This window comes from Methylomonas stagni (genome assembly GCF_050154735.1).
GTDB lineage: Bacteria > Pseudomonadota > Gammaproteobacteria > Methylococcales > Methylomonadaceae > Methylomonas > Methylomonas koyamae_A.
In genome coordinates this window covers 1587025-1611551 of record NZ_CP189557.1, presented here as the reverse complement: position 1 = coordinate 1611551, position 24527 = coordinate 1587025, and the positions used below count along the sequence as shown (strand labels likewise).

The window sequence follows — 24527 nt, the reverse complement described above, 5'->3', positions numbered from 1 at the left end:
GACTACCCCCATTGTTTTTTATTTCGATGCAAGGAAACCAAACTATGACACCGGTAATACTCTCAGGCGGTTCTGGAACGCGACTGTGGCCACTTTCGCGCGGTCAATATCCCAAGCAATTCTTACCGTTGGTCTCGGGTTATACGATGATTCAGGAAACGGTATTGCGGCTGGATGGTTTAGCTGGATTAAAAGCGCCGATCGCCGTATGTAACGAGGATCATCGTTTCATGATGGCCGAGCAATTGCGCGAAATCGGCGTCAGGCCAGCCGCGATTATTCTGGAGCCGGTCGGCAAAAATACCGCGCCGGCCGTGGCAATGGCCGCGTTGAGTGCCGCCGAGGACGACGTGTTGTTGGTACTGCCCGCCGACCACGTCGTTGCCGACCGAGCTGCATTCCACCATGCGGTGCTGGAGGCTCGTGCATTGGCGGAACAGGATTTGCTGGTGACCTTCGGAATCGTCGCGACCGAACCCGAAACGGGGTACGGCTATATCAAGCGCGGTTCGCTACGCTATGGCCCCGCTTACAAAGTCGATGCCTTTGTCGAGAAGCCCGATGCGCAAACCGCTCAGCGTTATCTGGATAGCGGCGAATTCTTTTGGAACAGCGGTATGTTTGCGTTTAAAGCCGGTGTTTTTCTGCGCGAGCTGGAGCGCTTCAATCCGGAAATGTTGGCGGTTTGCCGCGCTTCGCTGCAAGCCGCCAAACCCGACTTGGATTTTGTACGTTTGGACAAACAGACATTCTCGACCTGTCCCTCGGATTCTATCGATTATGCAGTCATGGAAAAAACCGACAAGGCTGCGGTGATACCGTTGGATGCCGGCTGGAATGACGTTGGTTCTTGGTCCGCGCTGTGGGACGTGACCGATAAGGACGGTTCCGGCAATGCGATCAAAGGCGACGTGTTGACCGTCGATACTCGCAATTCCTTTGTGCATTCCAGCAACAAGTTGGTTGCGGTGATTGGCGTTGACGACCTGATTGTCGTAGAAACCGACGACGCGGTCATGATCGCGGCAAAGGATCGAGTGCAAGATGTGAAGGAAGTCGTTGAACAATTGAAGACATTGAAGCGTAGCGAAGCCAACGTTCATCGTAAAGTCTATCGTCCCTGGGGACACTATGACTTGGTCGATTGCGGCGATCGGCATCAGACCAAGCGCATTGTCGTCAAACCAGGCGCGAAACTGTCGGTACAAAAGCACCATCATCGCGCCGAACATTGGGTGGTTGTTAAAGGAACCGCCTGGGTCGACAAGAATGGCGAAAAAATTCTAGTGTCGGAAAACGAATCCATTTACATCCCATTGGGTGTGATTCATAGCCTGGAGAACCCTGGCGTGATCCCCTTAGAAATGGTCGAAGTCCAGTCTGGCAGTTATTTGGGCGAGGATGACATCGTGCGCTACGAAGACCAGTACGGACGCATTTGACAGCGCGGGACGCACGCCGTTGCGTCCTTGTATTCCGCAACGACTCGGGAGGCTTAGGCCTCCCATTTTTTGAAAAATCCGCTCGATAAGTATGCTTCGAGTACATTCGACGATCATGCCACCCTGTAGACCTTATTCCCCTTGGAGTTGTCCTTGTCGCTACAAACCGTCAACGATTTGTTGAGAAAGCATAAGCTGGTCGAAGGTATGTTGAGCAATCAAACCATGCCTAGACGCAAGCTCGTTACCGCGTTGGTGCAGAAACAGCACATGGTGGAACTGCGTAGCGTGCTCGACAAATTGTCCGCGGTTGAAATCGGGCATATTTTGCAGTCCATAGATTTGGACGACGCCCGCTTGGTATGGGAACAAGTGGAAGACGCTCGTCAGGACGACGTACTCTGGGAGTTGTCGGATGCGTTGCGGGAAGCCTTGGTCGGCGACCGGGAGCCGCATTGCGGCGTCGGCCAAATGAGCGCCTTTGAATTGGTCGACGGACGTTTGTCGAAAGTCGCGATTACCTGTCGTCACGACTTGTTGGCGATTCAGCCGATCTGGGTCGATCTGTTGGCGCCGAGTAAGGCTCAACGCGCATTGATCGGCCAGCACTACGGCTTGGACCTTCCGGATCCGCTGGACTTGACCGACTTGGAGGCCAGCGCGCGCTTTTATGTCGAGGACCAACACGAGATTCACATTCACTCGGATTTTTTGTTGGATCGGGAGGGTAAATCGCGTAGCGTGCCGGTTGCCTTTATTTTGCGCGGTGAGATGTTGTTTTCGGTACGCAGCGAGGAGTTGCCGGTTTTTCGTTTGCAACGTTTACGTGCCAGAACCCAACCCGGCTTCGTATCGGACTGTAAGGATATGCTGCTGGATTTATACGGGGCGGAAGCGGAATATTCGGCCGATGCCTTGGAAAACGTCTATGCGCAGCTGGAAAATGTCAGCAAGCAGGTATTGAGTCAAAATATCAGCGATGAGGAGGCTGCGGCTATACTGGCAGACATTGCCGAGGAAGAGGATTTGAACGGCCGGATTCGTCGTAATATGCTCGATACGCAGCGCGCGGTGTCGTTCCTGATTCGCCGCAAATTGTTGAACACTACGCAACTGGATGACGCCCAGCAAATCTTGCGTGATATCGAATCGTTAAACAGTCATACCGCGTTTTTGTTCGATAAGATCAATTTTTTGATGGATGCGACGGTTGGTTTTATCAACATTAACCAAAACAAGGTCATCAAAATTTTCTCGGTTGCGTCTGTCGCGATGTTGCCGCCAACGCTGATCGCCAGCATATACGGTATGAATTTCGATAACATGCCGGAGTTGAAATGGGCGTTGGGGTATCCGTTCGCGCTGGTATTGATGACGATTTCGGTGGTAGCGCCTTTTGTTTTTTTTAAACGGAAGGGTTGGTTGAGATAATGTCGTCTCCAAACCGGGAGGCATTATGCTGCTGCGACAATATGCCACATTTTCAATCAGTATTGACTCGATTAATCTAACGCTAACTTTTTTGTTCGGTTAACAGTTAAAGTTGCGTTATATTTCTTCCTAATGCTTTGAGGCGGTAACTTTAGAGTTAGCGCCTTTTTTTTGCATTTCGCGTCAAACCAGCGAATGGCATTTTACGAGTTTGATCGTATTATCGTCTCGCTTGAGAATTTCCATGACATGTCCGTAGAGCTTGATGCTGGTTCCTGGCTCGGGAATGGTTTCCATGTATTCGATGATTAAGCCGTTTAAGGTTCTGGGGCCTTCGGTGGGTAATTGCCAATTGGTGAGCCGGTTGAGCTCGCGAACTGTCGTACCCGCATCGATCAAAAAGCTGCCGTCTTTTTGAACTTTGATGTCGGCTTCTTCGGCGATCAACTCTCCGAGGATTTCTTGCAGCAAATCGTCTAGCGTGACCAATCCCAATACGTCGCCGTATTCGTCGACAACTAGGCCGATCCGCAGTTTCTCGGATTTAAATATCTGCATTTGCTTCGAAATGGGCGTGCCGGCCGGTATGAAAAAAGGTTTGGCGAGGCTATTGACGATTTTTTGTTTATCGAAATCTGGTTGGCTAACTTGTGCCAACACGGTACGCAGATGCAAAAAGCCGATCACCCGGTCGATATGTTTTTTGTAGACCGGCATCCGGGTGTGGGGGCTTTTTTGCAGCTGGGCAATGATGTCCTCGAGTGGCTCCTCAATATCGATACCGACCACGTCATTACGGTGCGTCATAATATCGGCGACGCTGGCCGATTCCAGATCCAAGATACTGAGTAGCATGTTTTGATAGCGGGTCGGCATCGAATGATTAGCATCGGAGACGATGTTTTTTAACTCTTCCTTGTCTCGCGTCACCAAGTCGGCTTTGCTACTGTTGACGCCGAATATTCGTAGCAACAGCCTGGATAGTAAATTTAGAGTCCAAACCGCTGGATATAGTAGTTTCACTAGAGGGATGAAAAACCATGCGGAGAAAAATGCCAGTTTTTCAGGTCTGAAAGTCGCCAGGGTTTTGGGAATACTGACCGAAAAAATCAGTATCAAGCCGGTTAGCACTGCCACTGCCGGTAAAATCAATGGTTCCCCCCAAACGCAGCGCGATGACGGTGGTCAGTGAAGCAGTGAGCACAATTCCCAGGTGATAACCAAGGGCAATTAGCCCGTTCAGGCGCTCCGGTCGCTTTAACAGTGCCTGAGCCTTGACCGCGCCCTTGTGCTTTTTTTCGCTAGATGTTGCAGGCGGTAACGGTTTAGCGTCATCAGCGCGGTTTCCGAACCGGAGAAAAACGCGGAAATCAACAACAGTGCGGCCAGTATACCGAAGAGTATACTAAGGGAAATATCGTTCAAGGCAACGGTGCTCTTGGCAGTGGAACATCGGCTTAGTTTGTCTACTGGAGAGTTTTTGTCAAGCCTAAACGTCCTCCCAACGCGGTGGAATGACGTATGCTTCATTCAAACCACTTCAACAATTTATTGCAATAAATTGAAAAGCTAGCATTTTGACAATGTAGGGTTTCGGTGCTTAACTTAAAGCCCATTCCTACCCTAAATCGTACCGTCAGGCTATTCCAGAGAAACGAAGCATGGCTTTGCCAGAAATTTTACTCATTGACGACAACCCTGTTCGGGTCCAGCAAGTGGAAACCGTACTCAAGTTCTTGGAATATCGGGTATACACCCTTACAGTGAAGGAGTTCGAAACCGCATCGGACCGATGCCGAGAGGCGGACGTGGTGTTTGTTGGCGGCTCCAACGATAAATTGGCGATTCTGCTTAAGTCGGTCGCTGATGCCGCGAGTGGAGCGCCAATTGTGGTGTTGGTAGAGGCAGGAGGCCAGCAGCAGGCGTTAGCGACCCCTGTTCATCAATTGGTCACCAAGATTCTGGAATGGCCCACGGTCTATCCCGAGTTGATTCAACTGCTCGATAGTTTTCAGCCTGCCGAGTCGCCGAAAAAGTCGCGTTCCGATAAGGGCTTGGCCGGCATTAGCCGGGCGATCGCCCGGACGCGCGAACTGATCGATCAAGTGGCCAAATCCGATGCCACCGTACTGATTTTGGGCGAGTCGGGCACCGGTAAGGAGGTGGTTGCTCAAGCCTTGCATCGCGGCTCTTCCCGTCGGGACAAACCCTTTGTACCGGTCAATTGCGGCGCTATCCCCGGCGAGTTGCTCGAAAGCGAGCTGTTCGGTCATGAGAAAGGTGCGTTTACCGGTGCATTGACCGCTCGGCAAGGCCGATTCGAACTGGCCGAGGGCGGAACTTTGTTTCTCGATGAGATAGGCGATATGCCGATGCCCATGCAGGTCAAGCTATTGAGAGTATTGCAGGAACGCACTTTCGAGCGCGTCGGCAGTAATAAAACGATACATTGCGACGTCCGCATCGTAGCGGCAACTCACCGTCAACTGGAGCAGGAGATTGCCGAAAAACGGTTTAGAGAGGATTTGTTTTATCGCTTGAACGTATTCCCTATCGAAGTTCCGGCCTTGCGCGAACGCACCGAGGACATTCCTTATCTGGTAAGCGATCTAATTAGCCGTATGGAAGCGCAGAATCGCGGTTCCGTCAGATTGAGTCCTCGCGCGGTCGCGGTCTTATCTCAACACCATTGGCCGGGCAACGTCAGGGAATTGTCGAATTTGATCGAACGGCTGGCCATCATTAAGCCCGATGCGTTGGTCGATACCGGCGATTTGCCGGAAAAGTTTCAAGCTTACGAAATACCCGATCATCTTCCGGCGACTTTGCCGGACCAGGAAATTCACGTATACCGCCCAGCCGAGCATCAGGGTTTGGGTGCGGCAGTACCTGGTGGCGTCGGGGCGATACACTTGCCCGAACAAGGTATCGATCTAAAAGAATATCTGACTGAACTGGAGAACGAATTGATCCGCCAGGCGCTGGAAGAGTGTAACGGCGTCGTAGCTCACGCCGCCAAATTGCTGAATATGCGTCGAACGACATTGGTCGAGAAATTGCGTAAAGTGGATACGGCATAAGCGCCGATGACATCTTCAGCTCGCTGTTGTCCAGTGCAGTCTCGATATTATTGCGGTTTCATACGCGTTTTGCGTGCCGCAGCCCCGGTCGCGCCGCGATTGGGCCGGTGGCAATCATGCCTCGGTCGCTAAACCAACAGATTTTTGTCGCGGCACTGTTAGGGCTCGCGATTGGCTTGGGTTTCGGCGCAACCGGGCCGGATGCGCCCGGCGTGAAAGTCGGTTTGTATCTGGCTGGATTAGTCGGCAATGTATTTGTCGATTTGTTGAAAATGGTATTGGTCCCGCTGGTGTTCGCTTCGATCGCGGTCGGTGTTGCCAATCTCCGTCAGCATAGCCAGTTGCAACGGGTGTGGGTCGCAACATTATGTTTTTTTGTGTTCTCGATGGCGTTGGCGATCGCGCTGGGCTTGGCGGCCGCGCATCTGTTTCAGCCGGGTGCCGGTCAGTCGGGGACTTGGTTTCGCGACGCCACCGCCGGATTCGCCGCCAGGCAAATGACGCCGCTCGAATTCGCCGCCAGTTTCCTGCACGGCTTGTTCATGAATCCGTTCGCCGCGTTGGCGCAAGCCAATATCTTAGCGATCGTGGTATTTGCGTTATTACTCGGAATCGCATTGGTGGTCGGCGGAGAGCGCTACCGGAACATATTATTGCTGCTCCGTGAAACACTGGAGTTAATGCTGCGCTTGGTCGGGTGGATCATGCGTCTGGCGCCACTGGGCATCATGGCCTTGTTGATTCAGTTGGTCGCCACGCAAAATGCCGCCGTATTAGCAACCTTGGCCAAGTTTGTCGCGGTCGTGATCGGGACTACGCTGCTGCACGGCTTTGTGGTGTTGCCGCTGCTTTTGTATGGGGCGACCGGCATGGCGCCGTTGACCTTTTTTAACGGCGCGCGCGAAGCGTTGCTAACCGCGTTTGCGACCAGTTCCAGTTCGGCAACGATGCCGGTGACGCTACGCTGCGTCGAGCAGCACTTGCATGTGGATGCCGAAATCGCGGGATTCGTCGTGCCGTTGGGAGCGACTATGAATATGGACGGTACCGCGCTCTACGAAGCGGCGGCAGCCTTGTTCGTCGCCAATCTGGCCGGTATCGAGCTCGATTTGACACAGCAATTGATCGTGTGTTTCACGACGATGCTGGCGGCCATGGGAGCACCGGGCATACCCAGCGCGGGAATGGTGACGATGGTGATGGTATTGCAATCGGTGGGCTTGCCGGCGGAAGCGATAGCCATCTTGTTGCCGGTGGACAGGTTGCTCGATACGGTGCGCACCATGGTCAACGTCGAAGGCGATATGATCGGAAGCTTGGTTGTGCAGAGGTGGGTCGGCCGCCCCGGCTAATTCTCCACACAAGCTGTCAGTGCGAGTCTTAATCAATCGAGAATTTTTCCTATGGTCGATCGGGAGCGGGCCGAAGATAATAGCCGATTAATTCCGATGACCGCCTCGATGAGTTTAAGAAATCAGATCATTTCACGGATACTGCTGTCCTCGCTTTGCATCTTGCTGATCGGCGGCGCGATTGCGATTTGGCAGGCGCGGCAGGCCGTTAAGAAAGAGGTTGACGCCTCGATCAATATGGCGGTGCAGTTAATATCGCTGGGTTTGGATGCGCCGGTCGAAGATCTGTCGCGGTTCAGCGCATTACAACAAACCAGGCATCTGAGCATTCAGTTGCTAAAGCCGGACGGCCAATTGGTACATTTTTCCGGAGCGGGTCAACCGAGTCATCCCGAAGACATGCCGCCCGCATGGTTCGTGACCTGGGTGCGAAGCGATTATCCGAAGGTCGAACATCAGCTGCACACCAGGGACGGCAAACCGATGACCTTGGTCATTCAAGCCCAGCCGTTGGACGAGATTACCGAGGTGTGGGAGGAGAGTGTCGGTTTTTTCGCATCCCTGTCGCTACTGACTTTGCTGAGTTTTTTAGCGGTCAATTTGGTGTTGAGTAAATCGCTGAAAGCGATTGCCTCGATTGTGGAAGCCTTGCGTATCATCGAAACCGGCCAATATCGCTACCAATTGCCGCAATTTTCGACGATGGAGTTCGACAGTATCGCCAATGCCATCAATCATATGACCGTCGAATTGGAAAAGAGTCGTCAGGAAAATCGAGCATTGACGCAACACTCGTTAGCCATACAGGAAGAAGAGCGTCAACGGCTGTCGCAAGAATTACACGATGAACTGGGGCAGTCGTTAACCGCGATCAAGGTCATGGCGGTGACGGCGGCTCACCAGCGCGCGGATACGGCCAAGATTACCTCGGCCATCAGTGATATTTGCGATCACTTGATGACCGTCGTCCGTTCGATGATGCAGCAACTCCATCCCTTGGTTCTGACTGAGCTGGGTTTGAAAGCCACGTTGGAGGACTTGGTAAATCATTGGTCGGAGCGTAACCCCGATTTGAACCTAACCATCGATTGCGGCGATGAGGTCGACAGTTTGGACAAGGCGGTCACCATTCAGATTTTCCGGGTGATACAAGAGTGCCTGACCAATGTCGTGCGGCATTCTCAGGCTGGACGGGTCGCGATCGTTTTGCGTAAACTCAATCGGCCAGCCTTGTTGCAACTGCGCGTCGAAGACGACGGTCGAGGCTGCGATTTGACGACCGTCAATCGGGGGTTTGGATTGCGCGGCATCAAGGAGCGGATCAAGTCGCTTGACGGCGAGCTGGATATCCGGTCCGCACCCGATAGCGGGATGACCATACAAGCTAGGATACCTTTGGCATGAAACGCGCTGTCGGTATTTTGTTGGTGGACGATCACGCGGTAGTCAGAGCCGGATTTCGGATGTTGTTGTCGGCCAGTCCCGGCATTGAGGTGATCGGCGAAGCCGAACGGGGTGAACAAGCGATACAGTTATACCAAGAGGTAAAGCCCGACGTATTGGTCATGGATTTGTCGATGCCGGGCATTGGCGGTCTGGAAACGATTCGTCGCATCGTACAGCGTGACGCCGACGCGAAAATACTGGTATTCAGCGTCCACCAAGAGCAAGTCTACGTCAGTCGGGCCTTGGATGCCGGGGCCTTGGGGTATATCACCAAGAACAGCGCCCCTGGCATTTTAGCGGAAGCGATAGCTGCGGTCCTGCAAGGCGTCACTTACGTGGAGCGCGGCTTGATGAAGTCCTCCGGCGAGCACTTGTCCGGCAATCATCAGACGATTATTGCCGATTTTTCGCCTAGGGAATTTGACGTCTTCAGTTTACTTGCGCAAGGTTTGACGGTCCATAAAATTGCCGACCAACTGTGTTTGGGCCATAAAACGGTGGCCAATTATGCCACGCAGATAAAAAAGAAACTGCAAGTCGCGACGACGACCGAACTGGCGCACATTGCCGTCAATTTGGGGCTGATGCAGCGTTAATTTTACTCAATCGATCAATTCGTCCAAATCGCTGCCCAATTCCAGCATCTCGTGCAAGCGCGATTGAACGAAATCCACCGATAAACTCAAACCTTCGGCGACCGTTAGTGGAAAGGCTTTAATAATCTGGTCGGAGGATTGATTGGCTTCGAGAGCATTTGCGGTAAAACGACCTAAAAAGACCGCGCATGCCAAGCGATTTGGCGTTCCTGATGCCAACGGATCGGCCGATTGTTCGACGGCCTGGGTTAAGTCGTCGGGAAATTTCCAGCGGCGGCAGAGTTCCGCGGACGCAGTTGGCGTCACGAACCCCAGCCGGCGCAGCTCGATATCGGAACGCGAATTGCCGGCTTTGACGTGTTGATCGATCTCGTTAGCCTCGCTGGGTAGTCCTAAATGGATCAGCACGTTACCAAGGTCGGCTATCAAACCGGCCGTGTAGGCAATATCGGTTTGCAAGCCAGCTTGCGTGGCAAGCCAGCCGGCATGCGTAGCCGTTCGAAAGCTTGTTCGCCAAAATTGCTTGAGATCGAAATTGGCCAGCTTCGGAAACGAACCGACAAATCCGGAGGCAATGACCAAGGTTTTTAGTTGATTGGTGCCAAGCATCGTGACCGCTTCTTCTATCGAGCCCACTTTTCGGGATAGGCCGAAGTGGGCGGAATTGACCAGCCGCAATACCTTTAAGGTAATGACTTGTTCTTTTTCCACATCCTTGACGATTTGCGGCATGTGGAAATTAGGATCGTTGAGTTGTTTGACAATAGTTCGGACGACTTCGGGAATTTGCGGAAGTTGATGGATTTGATCGAATAGTTGGTTAATTGACGCTGGCATGGTTGCTCTCTTGTCCCTAAAAAAACCGCAAGCCCGGATGGCGTGGAGCGAGTCTGACGCTACCGGGACGCGGAGTGCGCGACGATCATCCGCGGCATTCGGCCATGGATGATTTTAAGTTCAACAAAAACGAATTTCTGTTTTTACGACGGCGCGAAGACACCGCTCACGATGTTTGGGCTCCGTGGTAAAAAGTATAGACGTCATTTGGCGACGCGATAACGGGGCGTAGCCTACCTAGGCTAGGTAGGCTGATTCGCTAGCCTAAGTTCTAAAGCTACCAACGGTCGTGCGAAGTTGATTGGCGAGTTCCAGCAATTCCCGGCAAGCGTCGGCGGTATTTTTCGCGCCAATCGAGGTTTCTTCGGACACGTGGCTGATGTTGCTGATATTCCGATTGATTTCCTCGGCCACCGCGGTTTGTTCTTCGGCGGCACTGGCAATCTGGTTGTTCATGTCATTGATCGTATCGATGCGCTGGCTGATCGAGGTGATCGATTCGCCGGCCGATGCCGCTTGATCCACGCTCGAAGCGGCACGTTTGCGGCCGTTCTCCATTACCGAGACGGCTTGTTTGGCGCGCCCTTGTAAACGTTCGATGGTTTGCTGAATTTCCAAGGTCGAATTTTGAGTCCGGCTGGCCAGCGTTCGGACTTCATCGGCGACGACCGCGAAACCGCGGCCTTGTTCGCCGGCCCGAGCCGCTTCGATGGCGGCGTTTAAAGCCAGCAAATTGGTTTGCTCGGCAATTCCTTGGATCACGCCAAGCACCTCGCCGATACTGTTGCTGTCGTTTTCCAATTCGTGAATCACATTCGCGGCATTTTCAACTTCGCTGGCCAAGCTGTTAATACCGTTGACCGCGTCCTTGACGATATTCTTGCCGGTCGAGGCTTCTTTATCGGCAATTTCGGCGGCCTCGGACGCTCGGACCGCGTTTTTAGCGACATCCTGAACCGTCGAGGTCATCTGCTTCATCGCGTTGGCGACCAGCGTGGTCTCGTGCAATTGCCTCTCGACGCCGCTTTGTGTCGTATTGGTGATGGTCGCCAATTTGTGCGAGGCGCTGGCCAGTTTTTCGCTAGTCGCGCTGATTTCATCGACGGTTTTGGCAATTTTACGGACAAAGGAATTAAAGCTATGAGCGACCCAGGCGAACTCCGATTTACCGGAGGCATCCAATCTAGCCCGCAAGTCGCCGTCGCCGCTGCATATGTCCTGCAGCTTGAGCGCCAACGCGGTTAGCGGACCGATGATGATTCTACTCATCATAAAGTAGCCGGTGAAGCCGATGATAAATAGCGTGGCAATTAAAAACCCGATGGCGTAATAGGTATCGGATTTTAACTGGGCCAATGCCACCGAGAACGGCGTAATGATTTCGAAGGCTCCGTGCAAATCGCCGGCATGCCGATTCTCCATCGTATAGCCGAGCAAGTCTTGGCCTTTGTCGTTACGCCAAAGCGACTGCGAGTTTTGCGGATCCCCGTGGCACAGTTCGCATTGTTTGGCCAATTTAACTGGCCGCAGATAGCGGATTTCCTGCTTGTCTTCATCGATGTAACTGTATTCGCTGGCGCTCGGATTATTCCGAAAATAATCCAATGCGGTGCGTTCGATTTCGTCGGCGGCGTTACGCGGGTTACGCGGATTGTTAGCGGGCGCCTTGAAACGGAAGCCGTATTCCTTGGCCTTGGTTTCTATGACATCCCAGGCGTTCGCGGTTGGCACGGTCGCTAGCACCAACTCTCTGGATTTCGCCAAGCCGAATTTATCGATGAGTTGATTGAGCTGTTCGGGAGAATAGACGCCGGTCTCCCATTTCTTGACGACATTGTCGCGAATCGACTCCGACAAAACCAATAACTGACGTGACGACTCGATCTCCCGATCGATCATCTTTTGCTTGCCGACATTGGCGTAGACAATCAGTATTAGGATGCCGACACCAGTGAGTACCGACATCGTAATCGCTACTACTTTCACACCTACGGAATGCCAGTTCATCATCAACATTCGAATCTCCAGAAATGCTTTGTATAGTTATTATTCGCTCTTGCGGCCGCGCGCCGTAAGGATAGGCGCCGTGAGTATAGCCTACAATTTAACGTCAACTAGCTGGAAAACTTTATTAGTTGTGCGGAAAATTCCAACGCCCTCTTTTCGCTACGCAGGATGTAATGTCTAAAAGTTTAGCGAAGTATCGAATACTCCATTCACTCTTACGGATCCGAGGCCATCGCGGCCGCCTATTTCAACCCGTTTTGGTGGGTTTCGCGTAATGAGAGTGCCGCACGTGCCAACGATCAATATGTCGAATTTGCGAACCAGTCCGCGTTGTGAATTGGCCTATCGCTAGGCGACTTCGGCAACTTTTCCAAGCGCAATGGCTATCAATTCAATAAGGTCCTGAGTTTGCGCTAGCACATCCGCAATTGGCGTTTTCGAACGGAGTTTATTCTATGTCGATCAACCCGTTACGCGTATAGGGATGTGATGTCGCTGACAGTATCCGGATTTGGTCGTGACGTCTTAGCGTACGGTGCGATCACCAAGCGATCGAACGGCGCTGGACTGTTTTAACGGTCTTTACCTAACGGAGGTTGCGCCGAACCGGTCTCGTGAATGACAACGGGCTGACCGACGCTAAGCAAGCCCGTCCGGTCGTGCAAGGCATTTTGACCGAAATAGACTTTGTTGTTCCATTTGCGTAGTCGATTTAACGTCGTTAAAGGCTCCTTACCGGGACGTGCGGTTTCCGGATCGATCGTCGGAATCGCGCAGCGCGAGCAGGGTTTGGGCAGGCGGAACACGATATCGTTGATGGAGATCCGGCGCCAAGTATCCTCGGCATAACTGTCGCATTCAGCGACCACCAGATTTGGCCTAAACCGGTTCATATCCAAGGGTAATTGCATTGCCATGTTCAATGCATTCAGCGAGTTTTCCGAGACCAGTAAAAATGGGAAGCCGTCGGAAAAACCGGTCTGATCGGTATCGAAGGCATAGTCTGGATCGACTTTGCGGACGTCGACGTCGGCCTGCCGGACCAAACGGCAATCGCGGTCCAGAAATCGACTCAACCACTCATCCGCCGCGGAGCCGCAGCCTATCCCGATGCAACGATCGTCCCAAACCGTGACTTCGATCGCTTCGCCGGCGACTTCGAGTAACGGTAGGCGCAAATCCGCTTGACCGGACGCTGACAGGATTAGCGCATCGCTCTCGATACGGGTTTTGATCAACGCCATTTTCGGCAGTCGCCGTTGGCTGAGAAATTGCCGGTCGGTATCGACCAACATCCATTTACGGTCGTATTGTAAGCCGCGCTGGTCGACCGGCCAGACGTTTACCTGAAAACCGGCCAGCGATTTGACAGGGTAAACGTGTATTTGACTAAGAACGGGCATAGATGCAATTAGCTGAAGTGCAAATCGGTTTGGGTGTGCAGCAGGTGTTCGGCCAGCTCGGCGTGGCGGCCGTCGAATTTTAGGCCGTAACGCTGCTTTTTATGATCGCAGTGTACCACCGTGGCGACGACGTCAAAGCGTTGGCCGTCCGGGAACATCAGGTACAGGCTAACCTTGCTTTTGCGGTTCAGTTTGTCGTTGCTGATGACTGCCGCGCCGCGGCTGCTGATGTCGTAGAGTACCACATGAAACAAGCGCGGAAATAACAGGCTATGCACCTTGATCGCCGCCCGCAGGTCGGTTCGCCGGTAACGTACAGCCATGCGCTGGTTCGGCTGATCGGTGTCCAGGTTGATCTCCCGGTCCCAATCGTCGTGATCGTGCAATGGGAAGTCTGACTCGGACATGGCACAGGCGCTGGTTTAGAAGGTGGCTAAGTATTGACGGGAAGCCTTGGAAATTCAATAGCGCCCGCTGGATTATTGCTGACGCCGCGGCACGAATTTTCGTTAAAATTCGGTTTTTACGAAAACAATTGGAAGGACATGAAGCTATTCTACCGCTGGAGTCGTTGGGGATTGATTGCCGCCTTGCTCACAGTACCGGCCATCGTGACCGCGAAGTCGGTCTCCAAAGCAACGAAAGCGCCGCCGGCCAAACAGGAATCCAAGCCAACACCAGCCGCCGCGCCGGCCAAGCAAATCGTCAAGATCGTCTATTTCAGTCAGGAAGTCGAGGCGCCGCCGGCCTTGTCCAATCTCGACCCCTTCATCCAAAACAAGGGCCTGGTCGGCGCCGAGTTGGCTGTAGCCGATAACAATACCACCGGTCAATTCACCGGCCAGCAATACGACCTGCAAAAAGTGATCGTGCCGGTGGGTGGCGACGCTTTGCAGGCCTTCAGCCATCTAGCCGGCGATAGCAGCCTGGTGGTGCTGAATCTGCCCGCCGAGACCCAGCTTAAATTGGCGGATTCGCCGGCCGCGCAAGGCAAGTTGCTGTTCGACGCCAGCAGCAGCGACGACGAACTGCGAGCCGGCCAGTGTCGGCGCAATTTGTTGCACCTTTTGCCGAGCCGGGCGATGCGCGCCGACGCGCTGGCCCAATACATGCTGAAAAAACGCTGGCAAAAATGGTTTTTGGTGACTGGCCGCGAGTCGGCCGACCAAGCCTTCGCGGCGGCGATCAAACGCGCGGCCAAACGTTTCGGCCTGAAACTGGTGGCCGAAAAGGCATGGAGCAACGATTTCGATGCGCGCCGTACCGCGCAATCGGACGTGCCGGTGTTCACCCAGATTGAAGATTACGACGTGCTGGTGGTGGCCGATGAACAGGGCCTGTTCGGCGAATATTTGGATTACCGCACCTGGCTGCCGCGTCCGGTGATCGGTACCCAGGGTTTAGTAGCCACGTCCTGGCACCGGACGCACGAACAATGGGGCGCGGTACAGTTGCAGAACCGCTTCAAGGACAATACCGGCCGTTGGATGGAAGAGGCCGACTACGGTGCCTATCTGGCGGTGCGGGCGATTGGCGAGGCGGCGGTGCGCAGCAAATCCAATCAGGTAGCGCCGATCCGCGACTACATGCTGTCCGACAAATTTGCGTTGCAGGGCTACAAAGGCATGCCGCTATCGTTCCGAGCTTGGGACGGCCAATTGCGTCAGCCGATATTGCTGGCGGCGCCGCGCGCGCTGGTGTCGGTCGCGCCGATCGAAGGTTTTTTGCATCCCAAGACCGAACTGGATACGCTGGGTTACGATCAGCCCGAAACCGGCTGTCATTTTCAATAGCATGCGGGAGTAAGGCTATGACCAGTAAACGGCGCATGGAATACAGTCAGGTGGCGATCAGCGGCGGACCGGAAGGTCTGGATCAGGTCGCCGAACTGGCCGGCGGCCATAAGCCGTTCAAAATCCGCAGCAACTACCAGCCGGCCGGCGATCAGCCGACCGCGATCACCCAACTGGTCGAGGGCCTGAACGACGGCGAACTGCATCAGACCTTGTTGGGCGTAACCGGCTCCGGCAAGACCTTCACGATAGCCAACGTGATCCAACGCACCCAACGGCCGGCGATGATCCTGGCGCCGAACAAGACCTTGGCCGCCCAGTTGTACGGCGAGATGAAGGAGTTTTTTCCGGAGAACAGCGTCGAGTACTTCGTATCCTATTACGACTATTACCAGCCGGAAGCCTATATTCCGTCGTCGGATACCTTCATCGACAAGGACGCCTCGCTGAACGATCATATCGAGCAAATGCGCTTGTCGGCCACCAAGGCGCTTTTGGAGCGCCGCGATACCGTGGTCGTTGCCACGGTGTCGGCGATCTACGGTTTGGGCGAGCCGGAGTCCTATTTCAAAATGGTACTGCATCTGGTGCGCGGCGACATGGTCAAACAGCGCGACGTGCTGCGCCGGCTCACCGAAATGCAATACACCCGCAACGACACCGAACTGCGTCGCGGTACCTACCGGGTGCGCGGCGAAGTGATCGACGTGTTTCCGGCCGAGTCCGAGGAACACGCGTTGCGCATCGAATTGTTCGATGACGAGGTGGAGCGGATGTCGATGTTCGATCCGCTGACCGGCGAAGTCGTGCAACGGGTGACGCGCTATACGATTTACCCGAAAAACCACTACGTGACGCCGCGCGACCAATTGCTCAGCGCGGTCGAGAAAATCAAGATAGAGCTGGCCGAACGCCTGGAGCAATTGCGCGATAACCATAAACTGGTCGAAGCGCAACGTCTGGAGCAACGTACCCTGTTCGACATCGAGATGATACTGGAAGTGGGCTATTGCTCCGGTATCGAGAACTACTCTCGCCATCTGTCGGATCGCAATTCCGGCGAATCGCCGCCGACCATGTTCGACTATTTACCGAACGATGCGTTGGTCATCATCGACGAAAGCCACGTCACGGTGCCGCAGATCGGCGCGATGTACAAAGGCGACCGCTCGCGCAAGGAAACCCTAGTCGAATACGGCTTTCGGCTGCCGTCGGCGCTGGACAACCGGCCGCTGATGTTCGACGAGTTCGAGCGTATCTGCGGCCAGCGCATCTACGTGTCGGCCACGCCGGGCGGTTACGAGAAAGAGCATTCCGGCGCGGTGGTCGAGCAGGTGGTCAGGCCGACCGGTCTGGTCGATCCTCAGGTCGAAGTCAGACCGGCCACGACTCAAGTCGACGATCTGTTGTCCGAGATCAATCTACGCATTGCCGTTCGGGAGCGAGTGTTGGTCACCACGCTGACCAAGCGCATGTCCGAGGATTTGACCGACTACCTGCTGGAACACGGCATCAAGGTGCGTTATCTGCATTCGGACATCGAGACCGTCGAGCGCGTGGAAATCATCCGCGACCTGCGTCTGGGCGTGTTCGATGTGCTGGTCGGCATCAACTTGCTGCGCGAGGGCCTGGACATTCCCGAGGTGTCGCTGGTGGCGATATTGGATGCCGACAAGGAAGGTTTCCTGCGCTCGCTGACCTCGTTGATCCAGACCATAGGCCGCGCCGCGCGCAACGCCAACGGCAAGGTAATTCTGTACGGCGACAAAATCACTCGTTCGATGCAGCAAGCGATCGACGAAACAGATCGCCGCCGCGACAAGCAGCTCGTTTTCAATGCCCGGCACGGCATCCAGCCGCGCACGGTATTCAAATCGGTGACTGATATCCTGGAGCTCTCGATTCCCGGTGCGGGCGGCTCGATCAGTCATGCTCGAGCGAAGGCCGCCGAACCGGCCGGCGAATACAAATCGCTGACGCCCAAGCAGGCCGCCAAAACCTTGAAGCAACTGGAAGAAAAAATGTTCCAGCACGCCAAAAACTTGGAATTCGAGGAAGCCGCGCGCATCCGCGACCAACTGCGCTTGCTGCAGGCGGAGATGACGATTTGATTTTAGCGTGATGGTACTGGGGAGCTTTGTTCGCGCGCGTGAGGATGCGTATGGCCACGGGGCGACAGCTGATCGGAAGGTGCAAACTCGTAAGCGCCCACATCCAGGGTGCCCGAGCCGAGCCGTTTTTCGATGCGCGCGGGGTGCCGGTATTGATAGGCGGGCGATAACAGAAAGCCGTTGGCGGCGACGCCGGGATCGATGCCTTGATCGATAGCGCTCGCTCCGGCCGATAGCCGGTAATCGAACGCGCCTCGGTTTCGAAAACCTTCGCTGTTCGCCACGATATTATGCTGTCGGTCGCTCGATTCCAAGCCGATCAAACTTGCACCGACCAGTAAATTGTTGATCAAAATAGGGCGGACGATGCTGTGGTTGTTCAGAAACATACCGTCCGGTTTATCGTTGACCAGCGTGTTGTTGATCAAAATCAGCGTTTGATGGGGCAAGGTCTGATTGTGTTCGGCGGCAAACGACAACATGGCGCGGTTCTCCGACGCGGCGCTTTGCCGGAATTGGTTGCCGATCAAGTAGGCCTCGCCACCGTCCGGGAAATCCACCAGATAGCTCGAGGCGCGGGTTTCATCGCCTATTCGGTTATAAAGTAGGTGGTTTTCGCGGGCTCGCGACTTAACGTTATGGCCGGTATTGGCGTCATGCACATAACAGTGATTAAGGGTAAAACGCTTGATGCCGCCAATATAGATGTTGTGACCGAGTTTGCCGAGCAAGCGATAATCGACCGTATTGTCGTTGAATTCGGAGCCTTCGATAGTAATTTCGCTGCTGGGGTTGGCGCCGGTCAGGATGCCCATTTGATTGTCGTGAAAATGACTATCGCGTATCGTTAAGTTGGTGCCTTCGAAACGAATGCCGGCACCGTTCAAGGCCTTGGCTCTGGCGCCGGAAAATTCGATGCTCTCTATCGTGACGTCGTCACCCTTGATAACCCAGGTGGCCTTGCCTTCGGCGTTGTTACCCATCGCCTCGAGATGCGCGCGGCCGCCGATTCCCCGCAGAATCAAGCGGTGCTGCGGCCAAGTCGCGACATCGTTAGGATACAGACCCGCGTCGATTTCGACGATGTCGTCATTCCCGGCCACTATCGCAGCCTGACTGGGTAGTTTCAGTTCTTGGGATGGTCCGACCTGCCAAGTGGCGCAATCGCCCGAACCCGCATACAGCAGCAATACCAGTCCCCAGCGACAATAAGCGAGAGCTTTGGCGTCAATTCCGATCATCAATAACCAGCAGCACCAAGTGAGTGGCGTTCAATTGGAATGAAACGGCGCATCGGAATCCGATCGGCAAGCAGGCAACGGCATTGTAAATGCGAGGTTAGGGTAGGGTATATCCGACTTTGATGGTGACCTGCCAGTGCGCCACCTTGCCGTTGTCGATGTGGCCGCGGGTTTCGACGACTTCAAACCAGCGTAAGGTCTTGATGGTTTCGCCGGCTTTGGCGACGGCGTTTTCGATGGCGGCTTCGATACTGACGGCTGACGAACCGGTCAATTCAATTTTTTGATAAACATGGTCAGGCATGGCGTTCTCCGTTGGCTTGAAACAATGCTTGAAAACGACGGGCGGCGGGCAAAGGCTCGGCGTCGAACAGGCCGCCGATCACCGCGAGCAAGTCTGCGCCGGCCGCCAACAACTGTCCAGCATTATCCGGTAGGATGCCGCCGATCGCGACGATGGGCACATTCAGCGTCTGTTTGGCTAGCGACAGCGTGGCAATGTCGGCCGGCGCCGCCAACGGCTTGGAGCCGGACGCGAAAAAGCGGCCGAAGGCGACGTAATCGGCGCCGGCTCTTTCCGCGCGCGTCGCGCGGTCCACGTCGTTGTAGCAGGACACGCCGATGATCGCGTGGCTGCCGAGCGCGGTTCTGGCGGCGGCGATGTCGCAGTCGTCGCGGCCCAGATGCACGCCGTCGGCACCGATTTCGGCCGCCAGCTCGACGCTGTCGTTGATTAGCAGCGGAACTTGATAGGCATGGCAAACGACGAGCAGTTCGCGCGCCAGCCGGGCGGCGTCCAGCGGCTGCTTCTCGCGGTATTGCACGACGGCCGCGCCGCCTTGCAGGGCCGCTTCGACTTCGGCCAGGACTTGGGCGATGGCTTTGCCTTCGGTCTGGGTGATCGCGTACAGGCCGCGCGGGGAAACTTCAGGAATCCAGCCAAAACCAGCGCTCCGGGTTGTGTTGCCCTTGGCCGGGGCGGTAGGCGGCTTGCAGGCTTTGCCACGTGAATTCCTGGGCCTCGTTGACGGCGCTGAACAGGTCCAAGCCTTGAGCCAGTAATGCGGCAACGGCGCTCGCCAAGGTGCAGCCGGAGCCGTGGTAGTGATACGGCAGGCGCTCCCAGTTGAAGGTTTCGTCCAGACTTTCCGGGCCGAACAAACGGTTGTGGACCAATGCGGAATCCTCGTGGGTGCCGGTGATCAGGACGTGTTCGGCGCCGAATTGTCGCAGTCTGGCGCCGCAGGCGGCCAAATCGTCAACACCGGCCAAACGGCGGGCTTCGATACTGTTGGGTGTTGCCAACGTCGTTAACGGCAATAGGTGTTCGACGATGGCGGCGATCAGTTCCGTGCCGGCCAAATCGGTGCCGCCGCCGGCGGCTAGCACCGGATCGAGTACGACCGGCACTTTGCCGGCTTGGCGGATCACGTCGGCGACCGCGACGGCGATTTCGGCCGAACCGAGCAGGCCGATCTTGATCGCGGCGACCTGGAAATCTTCCAGCAGGGTTTGCGCCTGATTGACGACGTCTTGCGGTCGTTGCGGCAAGACTTTTTTGACGTTGCGGCTGTCCTGTTCGGTCAACCCGGTGATGATGCTGGCGGCGTGGCAGCGGTGGCTGACGATGGTTTCGATGTCGGCTTGTACGCCGGCGCCGCCGCTGGGGTCGTGGCCGGAAAAGCACAACACGATGGGGCGGGTCATTCCACGTCTCCGTTTAACAGTTGCAGAAATTCCGCTTCGTTGATGACGGTCACGCCTTTGTCGCGGGCGGCGGCGGTTTTGTTGGCGCCGACGTTATCGCCGGCCACCAGGTAGTCGGTCTTGGCGGACACAGAGCTGCCGACCTTGGCGCCCTTGGCCTTGGCTTGCTTGGCGAGGTCGTCGCGGCTGCCGCTGTGCAGGGTGCCGGTGAAGACGAGGGTCTTGCCGGATAGCGGATGCGCCGACGAATCGCCTTTGCGTTGGCTGGCTTGGAGGTTGAAGCCAAGCCCGGTCAGCTTTTCGTACAAGTCCTTGATGTTGGCGAAGCCTTCGCTGATCACCGCCGCGGTTTTTTCGGCGAAACCCTCGATGGCGACGATGTCGGCTTCGGTTAGCCCGAAAATCTGGTCGAGCGGGTAGCGAGCCAGCAGCCGCTCGCAATTGCCCAAACCCATTCGAAACACGCCGAATGCGGCTAGAAAACGCCAATCCTCGACCGCTTCGCTACGGCTGCGCGACAGTTGCTCGACCAGATTTTGCGATTGTTTGGGGCCGAAGCCCATGCTTTCGAATTGTTCGGCGGTCAGCGCGTAGATTTCGTCAACGCGGCGGATGCCGTACTCGTATAGCTTTTTGATCGTCGCGGCGCCGAAGCCGTCGTTGTTTTTCAGCACCCGGAAAAAATGTTCCATGCTGTTGCTGATTTGGGCCGGACAACCGAGGTTATTCGGGCAGATCAGGTAATCGTTATCCCAAATCAGCTCGTGACCGCAACTGGGGCAGTGCGACGGCACTTCGGGTTCGGCGGGTTCCAGGACTTCTTCAATTTTGGGGATGACTTCGCCGGAGCGGGCCAAGCGAATCAAAGCGCCGGGACCTATACCTTTATCGACCACCATTTTGTAGTGGTGGGCCGTGGCGCGGGAGAGCAGGGCGCCGCTCAGGCGGGTTGGTTCCAGCTCGGCAACCGGCGTGATACGCCCGGAACGCGAGGTTTGCGGCGTTACGCTCACGACTTTGACGTTGGCTGTCGCCAAGTTTTCCTTGTAGGCGATCTGCCAGCGGTGATGATGGCGGGTCGCGCCGAGGTATTGCTTGAGTGGCTCGTCGGTGATTTCCAGAATCACGCCGTCGACGTCGTAATCGACTTTATGCCAGATGTCCTGAACGATAGCTTCGAAATCGGCGATCAGTTCGCTCCACGGACCGGACCAATGAGGCAGCAAGGCAAACGGAAAAAACACCGCCGCGTGGTCGGCGATGGCTTTTAAAGCATGTTCCTCAAGTTCTTTTTCCTTGATGACGCTGGCTTGAAAGTTCCGGGGGTTATCGAAGTGTTGAGCCAGATTCTCGTCGAAATAGCGGCGGCCGACGACGATTTCGCCGGCACCCAGGCCGCGCGCGCCTTGCCCGGCAACTTGCAAGCCGCGCTCGAACACCCGGGTGATGTCCTGACCCTTGCGGCCGTCACCCCGTGTATACAGCAATTGTCCGTCGTCGTAGGCGGCGTAGCCGTCCAATTTGGGCGTCACCTTGAAGGTCAGCGCGCGAAAGTCCTCGCCGATATCGGCGGCGGCTTTCTCTATCCGTGCCGCCCAGCGTTCGATGTCTTCGCGGCTGTAAGCCTTGTCGGTGGACAGCATCACCACCGGCAAATCGACGGTCTTGCCGGCGAATACCGGTTCAGGCTCGACTTCGTGAAGCAGGGGATGCTCGGGTTGGCGTCGCTTTAACTCGTTTAGATACACGAAATCGTAGTCGGCGTCGCTGACGATGGGGGCGCCCGCGCGGTAGAGGGCGTTGGCGACCTCAAGCGCGGCGATTAAATCTTCGTCGCCGGCGGCATTGATCAATGCTTGGTTGGCGAGTAGCTCAGTAACGCGGGCCAATTGGTCGGCGCTAAAGTTTAAGTTGGCTTGATCGAGAATTTGGCGGTGACTATCGGAAAACATGGTACCGGTCGGATTGGAGTCAAGCCGGGATTATAAAAGATAAGCGCTCGATGCAGGATCGGCGCATAAAAAAGGGCGGGAGTTTTGAGGCTCCCGCCCAGGCATCTATCTTTCAAGAGGATCATGTCAACGGTAGGAAAGCGTGTGACATGGGTTGTATCGTATCGATTTTCCGAAGATTGACGTTGATCTGGGTCAATGTTTGCTGGGTTTTACCAAAACGTGACTCATTGCGGGCGACAACTGCGACACAGTCCATGAATCTCGATAGTCTTGCGTTGGGGAGAAAACCCGGCGGTTTGCAATTCCTCGCTCAACGACTGGATCACGCTCGGCGCGCCGCGTTCTTCGACGGTGTGACACGCGGTGCAGATCAATAGCAACTGATCGTGCTGGGTGCCGGAACGGTGGCAGCCAACGAATGCGTTAAGGCTTTCCACCCGATGGATCAATCCTTGTTCCAACAGAAAATCCAAAGCTCGGTAGACGGTAGACGGCTTGGCGGCGTCGTTGACCGGTCGAAGTTGGTCGAGCAGGTCGTACGCTTTGACGGCTTTGTGGCTGTTCCAGATCAGTTCCAGGACTTTGTGGCGTATGGGCGTCAGTTGCACGCCGCGTGACAAGCAAAGTTGTTCGGCTACACTGATGGCATTGCGAATGCACAGATTGTGGTCGTGCTCAGGTTCCGGCGCATGATCTGGATCGAAGTCGGTCATCGGTAAAGGGTGAAAGGTTTCATTCATTTGCTACGAGTATTCCGTTATAGTGCCAGCATCATTCGCCTAATTCAATTCGGCCGAATCACGGCAGCTTTTGCTGGCATTCGCCATGTCTCCATAGTATGGTTGTTTGGCAGGCACCCGAAGAACTTTCACGATTACACAGGTAGTAATTTCGAGGCAATCAATTAATGAGAAGGATCACGTTCCTGGTTTATGCAGTCTTGTGGATGATGCTGATCAGCCTCAGCTACTACCAGCAGCTTAAGGATACGAAGCGTTATGCCGAGGACATCGCTATCCGCCAGGCGGCAATGTTTTTCGATCACATTGTGTTGATTCGGCAATGGAACAGTTCTCATGGCGGGGTGTACGCCGTTGACGACGGCCAAATTCGGGTGGACAGTACCGCCTCGCCGTTCGTGGAAACCAAGGACGGCCGCCGGCTGGCCTGGATAGGCCCCACCCAAATGGCCCGTGAATTGGCGGATGCCGCCAAGAGCAAGACCGTGATTCGTTTTCATGTCGCCAGCATCCGGCCCTCGTCGGCGGATAACAAGGCCGACGATTGGGAATTGCGCGCATTGCTGGCCTTTAGAAACGGCGAGACCAGCGTCAGGGGAATCGCGGTACTGGATAATCAGCCTTACTATCGGTATATCGCGCCGCTGCCGACGGCTGAAAATTGTTTGACTTGCGCAGGCCTGGACGATGATGGCGGCGGCGCGATCAGCGTCAGTATCCCGGTAGCGAGTATCGATGCGTTTATCAGCGAGCGTCTACGCCAATTAGGCGTCACGCATGGGATTATCGCCAGCGTTGGCGTTATCGTGCTGCTATTGTCCTACCTCGCGCAAGTTCGACTCAGTAAACGCTTGGACAAAGCGAAAAGCCGTTTGCAATTGGCCTATTTGGATTCGTTAACACTATTGCCCAACCGCCGATATTACGATGCCTTCGTCAAGCGGGAATGGAAACGGGCGATGCGGCATCAATATCCGATTTCGATGATCATGATCGATATCGATTACTTCAAAGCCTACAACGACAGCCTTGGGCATCCCGAAGGCGATCAATGTTTACGCCAAGTCGCGCGGACCTTGAAGCGTTTTTTTCGCCGGCCCGGCGATTTGATCGCCCGTTACGGTGGCGAGGAGTTTTGCGTTGTGGCCGCCTGCGACGCCAATCAAATTCTGGCATTGGCGGAAATTCTGAGAAAGGCCATCGAAAACATGCGTTTGCCTCACCCCAATTCAAAGATATCGGAGTTCGTGACGATTAGCTTGGGTGTTTCGACGATAGTACCTCGCGAACATCAGGAGTTCGAGCAGTTGTTGCACGCCGCCGATCAGGCCTTGTACAATGCCAAGGCCTCGGGACGTAATCGCGTCGGACGCTAACGGATCGGCG

The 24527-nt window shown here is 55.1% G+C and carries 20 protein-coding genes and 1 pseudogene; 9 read left to right on the top strand and 12 right to left on the bottom strand.

Going from position 1 to position 24527, the window contains the following annotated elements; all coding sequences use genetic code 11:
- Positions 1-44: 44 nt before the first annotated feature.
- Positions 45-1442, top strand: coding sequence for a mannose-1-phosphate guanylyltransferase/mannose-6-phosphate isomerase (locus ACP4CD_RS07560; RefSeq protein WP_313728251.1), 1398 nt, complete (start codon positions 45-47; stop codon positions 1440-1442).
- 153 nt (positions 1443-1595) lie between these two features.
- On the top strand, positions 1596-2873 hold the full coding sequence (corA, locus tag ACP4CD_RS07555) for a magnesium/cobalt transporter CorA (RefSeq protein ID WP_064028556.1): 1278 nt from the start codon (positions 1596-1598) through the stop codon (positions 2871-2873).
- A gap of 183 nt (positions 2874-3056) precedes the next feature.
- Here the strand turns inward: corA and ACP4CD_RS07550 are convergent, their stop codons facing one another.
- Positions 3057-3680, bottom strand: coding sequence for a transporter associated domain-containing protein (locus ACP4CD_RS07550; RefSeq protein WP_426994663.1), 624 nt, complete (start codon positions 3678-3680; stop codon positions 3057-3059).
- A gap of 132 nt (positions 3681-3812) precedes the next feature.
- A pseudogene (locus tag ACP4CD_RS07545) lies at positions 3813-4208 on the bottom strand (CNNM domain-containing protein); the annotation flags it as partial.
- Between the two features lie 326 nt (positions 4209-4534).
- On the opposite strand from ACP4CD_RS07545, the gene ACP4CD_RS07540 reads away from it, so the two are divergent.
- The 4 genes from ACP4CD_RS07540 (at position 4535) to ACP4CD_RS07525 (ending at position 9347) form a co-directional block, all read left to right on the top strand.
- On the top strand, positions 4535-5953 hold the full coding sequence (locus ACP4CD_RS07540; protein WP_426994121.1) for a sigma-54 dependent transcriptional regulator: 1419 nt from the start codon (positions 4535-4537) through the stop codon (positions 5951-5953).
- Between the two features lie 116 nt (positions 5954-6069).
- Positions 6070-7305, top strand: coding sequence for a dicarboxylate/amino acid:cation symporter (locus tag ACP4CD_RS07535; protein WP_426994120.1), 1236 nt, complete (start codon positions 6070-6072; stop codon positions 7303-7305).
- 108 nt (positions 7306-7413) lie between these two features.
- Positions 7414-8709 (top strand): sensor histidine kinase, encoded by a 1296-nt coding sequence (locus ACP4CD_RS07530; protein ID WP_426994119.1) that lies wholly within the window; start codon positions 7414-7416, stop codon positions 8707-8709.
- Positions 8706-9347 carry a response regulator transcription factor gene (locus ACP4CD_RS07525; protein ID WP_064028542.1) on the top strand — a complete coding sequence of 214 codons (642 nt, stop codon included), beginning with the start codon at positions 8706-8708 and terminating at the stop codon, positions 9345-9347. Before ACP4CD_RS07530 ends, ACP4CD_RS07525 begins: the two co-directional genes overlap by 4 nt.
- A 6-nt stretch (positions 9348-9353) precedes the next feature.
- On the opposite strand, the gene ACP4CD_RS07520 is transcribed toward ACP4CD_RS07525, so the two are convergent.
- From ACP4CD_RS07520 to ACP4CD_RS07505, 4 genes are all read right to left on the bottom strand, one after another.
- On the bottom strand, positions 9354-10184 hold the full coding sequence (locus tag ACP4CD_RS07520; protein ID WP_426994118.1) for an HDOD domain-containing protein: 831 nt from the start codon (positions 10182-10184) through the stop codon (positions 9354-9356).
- A 264-nt stretch (positions 10185-10448) separates the two neighbouring features.
- Positions 10449-12200, bottom strand: a complete 1752-nt coding sequence (locus ACP4CD_RS07515; protein ID WP_064028545.1) for a methyl-accepting chemotaxis protein — start codon at positions 12198-12200, stop codon at positions 10449-10451.
- A gap of 563 nt (positions 12201-12763) precedes the next feature.
- Positions 12764-13594, bottom strand: a complete 831-nt coding sequence (locus ACP4CD_RS07510; protein WP_064028547.1) for an MOSC domain-containing protein — start codon at positions 13592-13594, stop codon at positions 12764-12766.
- Between the two features lie 8 nt (positions 13595-13602).
- Complete coding sequence (locus tag ACP4CD_RS07505; RefSeq protein ID WP_082885517.1) at positions 13603-14001, bottom strand: PilZ domain-containing protein; 399 nt, start codon at positions 13999-14001, stop codon at positions 13603-13605.
- Positions 14002-14139: 138 nt separating this feature from the next.
- On the opposite strand from ACP4CD_RS07505, the gene ACP4CD_RS07500 reads away from it, so the two are divergent.
- Together ACP4CD_RS07500 and uvrB are read left to right on the top strand one after the other, a co-directional pair.
- Complete coding sequence (locus tag ACP4CD_RS07500; protein WP_426994117.1) at positions 14140-15387, top strand: ABC transporter substrate-binding protein; 1248 nt, start codon at positions 14140-14142, stop codon at positions 15385-15387.
- A gap of 17 nt (positions 15388-15404) precedes the next feature.
- On the top strand, positions 15405-17498 hold the full coding sequence (uvrB, locus tag ACP4CD_RS07495) for an excinuclease ABC subunit UvrB (protein ID WP_426994116.1): 2094 nt from the start codon (positions 15405-15407) through the stop codon (positions 17496-17498).
- 2 nt (positions 17499-17500) lie between these two features.
- Here the strand turns inward: uvrB and ACP4CD_RS07490 are convergent, their stop codons facing one another.
- The 6 genes from ACP4CD_RS07490 to ACP4CD_RS07465 all read right to left on the bottom strand — a co-directional run bounded on the left by ACP4CD_RS07490 (position 17501) and on the right by ACP4CD_RS07465 (position 23114).
- On the bottom strand, positions 17501-18739 hold the full coding sequence (locus ACP4CD_RS07490) for a right-handed parallel beta-helix repeat-containing protein (protein WP_426994115.1): 1239 nt from the start codon (positions 18737-18739) through the stop codon (positions 17501-17503).
- Between the two features lie 97 nt (positions 18740-18836).
- Positions 18837-19043, bottom strand: coding sequence for a dodecin (locus ACP4CD_RS07485; RefSeq protein WP_064028551.1), 207 nt, complete (start codon positions 19041-19043; stop codon positions 18837-18839).
- Positions 19036-19617 carry a thiamine phosphate synthase gene (gene thiE, locus ACP4CD_RS07480; RefSeq protein WP_426994662.1) on the bottom strand — a complete coding sequence of 194 codons (582 nt, stop codon included), beginning with the start codon at positions 19615-19617 and terminating at the stop codon, positions 19036-19038. Before thiE ends, ACP4CD_RS07485 begins: the two co-directional genes overlap by 8 nt.
- A 49-nt stretch (positions 19618-19666) precedes the next feature.
- The gene (thiD, locus tag ACP4CD_RS07475; RefSeq protein ID WP_426994114.1) at positions 19667-20446 is read right to left on the bottom strand and encodes a bifunctional hydroxymethylpyrimidine kinase/phosphomethylpyrimidine kinase; all 780 of its coding nucleotides are present in this window, start codon (positions 20444-20446) and stop codon (positions 19667-19669) included.
- Positions 20443-22398, bottom strand: coding sequence for a BRCT domain-containing protein (locus ACP4CD_RS07470; RefSeq protein ID WP_426994113.1), 1956 nt, complete (start codon positions 22396-22398; stop codon positions 20443-20445). Before ACP4CD_RS07470 ends, thiD begins: the two co-directional genes overlap by 4 nt.
- A gap of 227 nt (positions 22399-22625) precedes the next feature.
- Positions 22626-23114 carry a transcriptional repressor gene (locus tag ACP4CD_RS07465; RefSeq protein WP_064026639.1) on the bottom strand — a complete coding sequence of 163 codons (489 nt, stop codon included), beginning with the start codon at positions 23112-23114 and terminating at the stop codon, positions 22626-22628.
- A gap of 194 nt (positions 23115-23308) precedes the next feature.
- Between ACP4CD_RS07465 and ACP4CD_RS07460 the strand changes: the two genes are divergently transcribed.
- Entirely contained in the window at positions 23309-24517 is a 1209-nt protein-coding gene (locus tag ACP4CD_RS07460; RefSeq protein WP_313728242.1) for a GGDEF domain-containing protein, read from the top strand.
- Positions 24518-24527: the final 10 nt, after the last annotated feature.

What these genes read in the sequence shown, in the direction of transcription:
- ACP4CD_RS07540 (WP_426994121.1), top strand. Translation starts at nt 4,535, where the DNA reads ATGGCTTTGCCAGAAATTTTACTCATTGACGACAACCCTGTTCGGGTC.
- ACP4CD_RS07460 (WP_313728242.1), top strand. Translation starts at nt 23,309, where the DNA reads ATGAGAAGGATCACGTTCCTGGTTTATGCAGTCTTGTGGATGATGCTG.
- ACP4CD_RS07560 (WP_313728251.1), top strand. Translation starts at nt 45, where the DNA reads ATGACACCGGTAATACTCTCAGGCGGTTCTGGAACGCGACTGTGGCCA.
- ACP4CD_RS07515 (WP_064028545.1), bottom strand. Translation starts at nt 12,200, where the DNA reads ATGTTGATGATGAACTGGCATTCCGTAGGTGTGAAAGTAGTAGCGATT.
- ACP4CD_RS07535 (WP_426994120.1), top strand. Translation starts at nt 6,070, where the DNA reads ATGCCTCGGTCGCTAAACCAACAGATTTTTGTCGCGGCACTGTTAGGG.
- ACP4CD_RS07550 (WP_426994663.1), bottom strand. Translation starts at nt 3,680, where the DNA reads ATGACGCACCGTAATGACGTGGTCGGTATCGATATTGAGGAGCCACTC.
- ACP4CD_RS07500 (WP_426994117.1), top strand. Translation starts at nt 14,140, where the DNA reads ATGAAGCTATTCTACCGCTGGAGTCGTTGGGGATTGATTGCCGCCTTG.
- ACP4CD_RS07470 (WP_426994113.1), bottom strand. Translation starts at nt 22,398, where the DNA reads ATGTTTTCCGATAGTCACCGCCAAATTCTCGATCAAGCCAACTTAAAC.
- ACP4CD_RS07530 (WP_426994119.1), top strand. Translation starts at nt 7,414, where the DNA reads ATGAGTTTAAGAAATCAGATCATTTCACGGATACTGCTGTCCTCGCTT.
- thiD (WP_426994114.1), bottom strand. Translation starts at nt 20,446, where the DNA reads ATGACCCGCCCCATCGTGTTGTGCTTTTCCGGCCACGACCCCAGCGGC.
- ACP4CD_RS07520 (WP_426994118.1), bottom strand. Translation starts at nt 10,184, where the DNA reads ATGCCAGCGTCAATTAACCAACTATTCGATCAAATCCATCAACTTCCG.
- uvrB (WP_426994116.1), top strand. Translation starts at nt 15,405, where the DNA reads ATGACCAGTAAACGGCGCATGGAATACAGTCAGGTGGCGATCAGCGGC.
- ACP4CD_RS07505 (WP_082885517.1), bottom strand. Translation starts at nt 14,001, where the DNA reads ATGTCCGAGTCAGACTTCCCATTGCACGATCACGACGATTGGGACCGG.
- ACP4CD_RS07465 (WP_064026639.1), bottom strand. Translation starts at nt 23,114, where the DNA reads ATGACCGACTTCGATCCAGATCATGCGCCGGAACCTGAGCACGACCAC.
- ACP4CD_RS07490 (WP_426994115.1), bottom strand. Translation starts at nt 18,739, where the DNA reads ATGATCGGAATTGACGCCAAAGCTCTCGCTTATTGTCGCTGGGGACTG.
- ACP4CD_RS07510 (WP_064028547.1), bottom strand. Translation starts at nt 13,594, where the DNA reads ATGCCCGTTCTTAGTCAAATACACGTTTACCCTGTCAAATCGCTGGCC.
- ACP4CD_RS07525 (WP_064028542.1), top strand. Translation starts at nt 8,706, where the DNA reads ATGAAACGCGCTGTCGGTATTTTGTTGGTGGACGATCACGCGGTAGTC.
- ACP4CD_RS07485 (WP_064028551.1), bottom strand. Translation starts at nt 19,043, where the DNA reads ATGCCTGACCATGTTTATCAAAAAATTGAATTGACCGGTTCGTCAGCC.